The 5,495-nt window shown below is 53.2% G+C and carries 7 protein-coding genes; 5 read left to right on the top strand and 2 right to left on the bottom strand.

The window, feature by feature from the left end:
* The 5 genes from BHE85_RS10135 to tauD all read left to right on the top strand — a co-directional run.
* Positions 1 to 261: IS1 family transposase (locus BHE85_RS10135; RefSeq protein WP_000317683.1), on the top strand; the 261-nt coding region annotated here is incomplete at its 5' end.
* A gap of 98 nt (positions 262 to 359) precedes the next feature.
* Positions 360 to 1,322: a taurine ABC transporter substrate-binding protein gene (tauA, locus tag BHE85_RS10130; RefSeq protein WP_004981145.1), complete on the top strand. Its 963-nt coding sequence runs from the start codon at positions 360 to 362 to the stop codon at positions 1,320 to 1,322.
* 12 nt (positions 1,323 to 1,334) lie between these two features.
* Positions 1,335 to 2,102 (top strand): taurine ABC transporter ATP-binding subunit, encoded by a 768-nt coding sequence (tauB, locus tag BHE85_RS10125; RefSeq protein ID WP_000939377.1) that lies wholly within the window; start codon positions 1,335 to 1,337, stop codon positions 2,100 to 2,102.
* On the top strand, positions 2,099 to 2,905 hold the full coding sequence (gene tauC, locus BHE85_RS10120) for a taurine ABC transporter permease TauC (protein WP_039063978.1): 807 nt from the start codon (positions 2,099 to 2,101) through the stop codon (positions 2,903 to 2,905). Before tauB ends, tauC begins: the two co-directional genes overlap by 4 nt.
* A 14-nt stretch (positions 2,906 to 2,919) precedes the next feature.
* On the top strand, positions 2,920 to 3,771 hold the full coding sequence (gene tauD / locus BHE85_RS10115; RefSeq protein WP_000004034.1) for a taurine dioxygenase: 852 nt from the start codon (positions 2,920 to 2,922) through the stop codon (positions 3,769 to 3,771).
* A gap of 105 nt (positions 3,772 to 3,876) precedes the next feature.
* Here tauD and hemB read toward each other — a convergent pair whose 3' ends face one another.
* Positions 3,877 to 4,851 carry a porphobilinogen synthase gene (gene hemB / locus BHE85_RS10110; protein ID WP_001295337.1) on the bottom strand — a complete coding sequence of 325 codons (975 nt, stop codon included), beginning with the start codon at positions 4,849 to 4,851 and terminating at the stop codon, positions 3,877 to 3,879.
* Positions 4,852 to 5,261: 410 nt separating this feature from the next.
* Positions 5,262 to 5,495: IS1 family transposase (locus tag BHE85_RS10105; protein WP_001393844.1), on the bottom strand; the 234-nt coding region annotated here is incomplete at its 5' end.

Below are 5,495 nucleotides of genomic sequence, written 5' to 3'. Positions count from 1 at the left end.
ACACTGGAGCGTCTTCTGAGCCTGCTGTCGGCCTTTGAGGTCGTGGTATGGATGACGGATGGCTGGCCGCTGTATGAATCACGCCTGAAGGGAAAGCTGCACGTTATCAGCAAGCGTTACACTCAGCGCATTGAGCGACATAATCTGAATCTGAGACAACATCTGGCAAGGCTGGGACGGAAGTCACTGTCGTTCTCAAAATCGGTGGAGCTGCATGACAAGGTCATCGGGCATTATCTGAACATAAAACACTATCAGTAAGTTGGAGTCATTACCCTGTGCGATAACGACTAATTCTTTTAATGAATGTTTTTATTCCTGAATACTGCTCCCATAACAAGACTGGGGAGCAGACAATCATGGCAATTTCATCGCGTAACACACTTCTTGCCGCACTGGCATTCATCGCTTTTCAGGCACAGGCGGTGAACGTCACCGTGGCGTATCAAACCTCAGCCGAACCGGCGAAAGTGGCTCAGGCCGGCAACACCTTTGCTAAAGAGAGCGGGGCGAGCGTGGACTGGCGTAAGTTTGACAGCGGAGCCAGCATCGTGCGGGCGCTGGCTTCTGGCGACGTGCAAATCGGCAACCTCGGTTCCAGCCCATTAGCGGTTGCAGCCAGCCAACAGGTGCCGATTGAAGTCTTCTTGCTGGCGTCAAAACTGGGTAACTCCGAAGCGCTGGTGGTAAAGAAAACTATCAGCAAACCCGAAGATTTGATTGGCAAACGCATTGCCGTACCGTTTATCTCCACCACCCACTACAGCCTGCTGGCGGCGCTGAAACACTGGGGGATTAAACTAGGGCAAGTGGAGATTGTGAACCTGCAGCCGCCCGCGATTATCGCCGCATGGCAGCGGGGTGATATTGATGGTGCTTATGTCTGGGCACCGGCGGTTAACGCCCTGGAAAAAGACGGCAAGGTGTTGACCGATTCTGAACAGGTCGGGCAGTGGGGTGCGCCAACGCTGGACGTCTGGGTGGTGCGCAAAGATTTTGCCGAGAAACATCCTGAGGTCGTGAAAGCGTTCGCTAAAAGCGCCATCGATGCTCAGCAACCGTACATTGCTAACCCAGACGCGTGGCTGAAACAGCCGGAAAACATCAGCAAACTGGCGCGTTTAAGCGGCGTGCCGGAAGGTGACGTTCCGGGGCTGGTTAAGGGGAATACCTATCTGACGCCGCAGCAACAAACGGCAGAACTGACCGGACCGGTGAACAAAGTAATCATCGACACCGCGCAGTTTTTGAAAGAGCAGGGCAAGGTCCCGGCTGTAGCGAATGATTACAGCCAGTACGTTACCTCGCGCTTCGTGCAATAAAAGGAGGCGCAGATGCTGCAAATCTCTCATCTCTATGCCGATTATGGCGGCAAACCGGCACTGGAAGATATCAACCTGACGCTGGAAAGCGGCGAGCTACTGGTGGTGCTGGGGCCGTCCGGCTGCGGTAAAACCACGTTGCTGAATCTGATTGCCGGTTTTGTGCCTTATCAGCATGGCAGCATTCAACTGGCGGGTAAGCGTATTGAGGGACCGGGAGCAGAGCGCGGGGTGGTTTTTCAGAATGAAGGGCTGCTACCGTGGCGCAATGTACAGGACAACGTGGCGTTCGGCCTGCAATTGGCAGGTATAGAGAAAATGCAGCGACTGGAAATCGCGCACCAGGTGCTGAAAAAAGTGGGGCTGGAAGGCGCAGAAAAACGCTATATCTGGCAGCTTTCCGGTGGTCAACGTCAGCGGGTGGGGATTGCCCGCGCGCTGGCGGCGAATCCCCAGCTGTTATTACTCGACGAACCGTTTGGTGCGCTGGACGCCTTCACCCGCGACCAGATGCAAACTCTGCTGCTGAAACTCTGGCAGGAGACGGGCAAGCAGGTGCTGTTGATTACCCACGATATAGAAGAAGCGGTGTTTATGGCGACTGAACTGGTTCTGCTTTCATCCGGCCCTGGCCGTGTGCTGGAGCGGCTGCCGCTCAACTTTGCTCGCCGCTTTGTTGCGGGAGAGTCGAGCCGCAGCATCAAGTCCGATCCACAATTCATCGCCATGCGCGAATATGTTTTAAGCCGCGTATTTGAGCAACGGGAGGCGTTCTCATGAGTGTGCTCATTAATGAAAAACTGCATTCGCGGCGGCTGAAATGGCGCTGGCCGCTCTCGCGTCAGGTGACCTTAAGCATTGGCACGTTAGCGGTTTTACTCACTGTATGGTGGACGGTGGCGGCGCTGCAACTGATTAGCCCGCTGTTTTTGCCGCCGCAACAAGTACTGGCAAAACTGCTCACCATTGCCGGACCGCAGGGATTTATGGACGCCACGCTGTGGCAGCATCTGGCAGCCAGCCTGACGCGCATTGTGCTGGCGCTACTCGCGGCGGTGGTGATCGGTATTCCGGTCGGGATCGCCATGGGGCTAAGCCCGACGGTGCGCGGCATTCTGGATCCGGTAATCGAACTTTATCGTCCGGTGTCGCCGCTGGCTTATTTGCCGCTGATGGTGATCTGGTTTGGTATTGGTGAAACCTCGAAGATCTTACTGATCTATTTAGCGATTTTTGCACCGGTGGCGATGTCGGCGCTGGCGGGGGTGAAAAGCGCGCAGCAGGTTCGCATTCGTGCCGCCCAGTCGCTGGGTGCCAGCCGTGCGCAGGTGCTGTGGTTTGTCATTTTGCCCGGCGCGCTGCCGGAAATCCTCACCGGATTACGCATTGGTCTGGGTGTGGGCTGGTCTACGCTGGTAGCGGCGGAGCTGATTGCCGCGACGCGCGGTTTAGGATTTATGGTTCAGTCAGCGGGTGAATTTCTCGCGACTGACGTGGTGCTGGCGGGAATCGCGGTGATTGCGATTATCGCCTTTCTTTTAGAACTGGGTTTGCGCGCGTTACAGCGCCGTCTGACGCCCTAGCATGGAGAAGTACAATGAGTGAACGTCTGAGCATTACCCCGCTGGGGCCGTATATCGGCGCACAAATTTCGGGTGCCGACCTGACGCGCCCGTTAAGCGATAATCAGTTTGAACAGCTTTACCATGCGGTGCTGCGCCATCAGGTGGTGTTTCTGCGCGATCAAGCCATTACGCCGCAGCAGCAACGCGCGCTGGCCCAGCGTTTTGGCGAACTGCATATTCACCCTGTTTACCCTCATGCCGAAGGGGTTGACGAGATCATCGTGCTGGATACCCATAACGATAATCCGCCAGATAACGACAACTGGCATACCGATGTGACATTTATTGAAACGCCACCCGCAGGGGCGATTCTGGCAGCTAAAGAATTACCTTCGACCGGCGGTGATACGCTCTGGACCAGCGGTATTACGGCCTATGAGGCGCTCTCTGTTCCCTTCCGCCAGCTGCTGAGCGGGCTGCGTGCGGAGCATGATTTCCGTAAATCGTTCCCGGAATACAAATACCGCAAAACCGAGGAGGAACATCAACGCTGGCGCGAGGCGGTCGCGAAAAATCCTCCGTTGCTACATCCGGTGGTGCGAACGCATCCGGTGAGCGGTAAACAGGCGCTGTTTGTGAATGAAGGCTTTACTACGCGAATTGTCGATGTCAGCGAGAAAGAGAGCGAAGCCTTGTTAGGCTTTTTATTCGCCCATATCACTAAACCGGAGTTTCAGGTGCGTTGGCGCTGGCAACCGAATGATATTGCGATTTGGGATAACTGCGTGACTCAGCACTATGCCAATGCCGATTACCTGCCACAGCGGCGGATTATGCATCGGGTGACGATTCTTGGGGATAAACCGTTTTATCGGGCGGGGTGATACGAGTGCGGACGGTTCCCTCGCCCCCTTGGGGAGAGGGTTAGGGTGAGGGGGCGTTCACCGTACTTTCAACAGGTTAACTCCCCCTTTCTGAGAGGAAAAAAATTAACGCAGAATCTTCTTCTCAGCCAAATCCAGCGCAAAGTAGCTGAAAATCAGATCCGCACCCGCACGCTTAATTGAACCTAAGCTTTCGAGCACGACTTTCTCTTCATCTATAGCACCCGCCAGCGCGGCGAACTTAATCATCGCGTACTCACCGCTCACCTGATATGCGCCAATCGGCAATTCAGTACGTTCACGCAGCTCACGCACGATGTCGAGGTACGCTCCAGCAGGTTTAACCATCAGGCAGTCTGCGCCCTGGGCTTCATCCAGCAGTGACTCACGAATCGCCTCGCGACGGTTCATAGGGTTCATCTGATAGCTTTTGCGGTCGCCTTTTAATGCGCTTCCGGCAGCTTCACGGAACGGGCCATAAAAGGAAGAGGCGAACTTGGTCGAATACGACATAATCGCCGTATCTTTAAAGCCTGCAGCGTCCAGCGCCTGACGAATCGCCTGTACCTGGCCGTCCATCGCGGCGGAAGGGGCGATGAAGTCTGCGCCTGCAGCAGCTGCAACCACGGCTTGCTTGCCTAAATTTTCCAGAGTCGCGTCGTTGTCGACGCCATGCTCGCACAGCACACCGCAGTGACCGTGAGAAGTGTATTCACAGAAACAAGTGTCTGACATGACGATCATTTCTGGCACAGTCTGCTTGCAGATGCGCGACATACGCGCCACCAGTCCATCTTCCCGCCAGGCGTCGCTGCCGGTTTCATCGGTATGGTGAGAGATGCCGAAAGTCATCACGGAACGAATACCGGCGTTGGCGATGCGTTCAATTTCGCGTGCCAGATGTTTCTCTGGAATGCGCATCACGCCTGGCATGGCTTCAACGGCTTTGTAGTCGTCAATTTCTTCTTCAACAAAGATCGGCAACACCAGGTCGTTAAGGCTAAGTGTTGTCTCTTCAAACATAGCGCGCAGCGCAGGAGATTTGCGCAGGCGACGAGGGCGTTGGATTAAGTCTGTCATGGTCTGCCTGATGTTTGTGGAATTAAGGTGCACAGTATACCTGAAGCGGGGCAGGAGTGTTTTACGAAAGTTGTCGTGATGTTGACAAGAAGAGAATGAAAGAGAGACCAGGACATCTTTGTAATAGAAATAGCAATAAGTTCATATTCACTGAAAATATTTTTAATCTTTATTTATAGCTCTTGGTTATTATTTTTTTTTGCGTTTGGTTGTGCTGCTATAAATTGAATAATTCAAACTTTGTTGTATATTGATAAGATATTTATCTGGTTTGTGTTTTTGATATTTATAACGCGTATGTATCAAAAATAACATTATCTGCAACATGTTGAAATATCGTCCTTTTATCAATTTGATGCGTGTTTTTCTCCATAAATTATATATGTCCACATTCGGGTAATGACTCCAACTTACTGATAGTGTTTTATGTTCAGATAATGCCCGATGACCTTGTCATGCAGCTCCACCGATTTTGAGAACGACAGTGACTTCCGTCCCAGCCTTGCCAGATGTTGTCTCAGATTCAGATTATGTCGCTCAATGCGCTGAGTGTAACGCTTGCTGATAACGTGCAGCTTTCCCTTCAGGCGTGATTCATACAGCGGCCAGCCATCCGTCATCCATACCACGACCTCAAAGGCCGA

It is taken from the genome of Shigella sp. FC1567 (genome assembly GCF_001743015.1).
Classification (GTDB): domain Bacteria; phylum Pseudomonadota; class Gammaproteobacteria; order Enterobacterales; family Enterobacteriaceae; genus Escherichia; species Escherichia coli.
The sequence above is the reverse complement of the archived record's forward strand: the minus strand, read 5'-3'. Positions and strand labels throughout refer to the sequence as shown.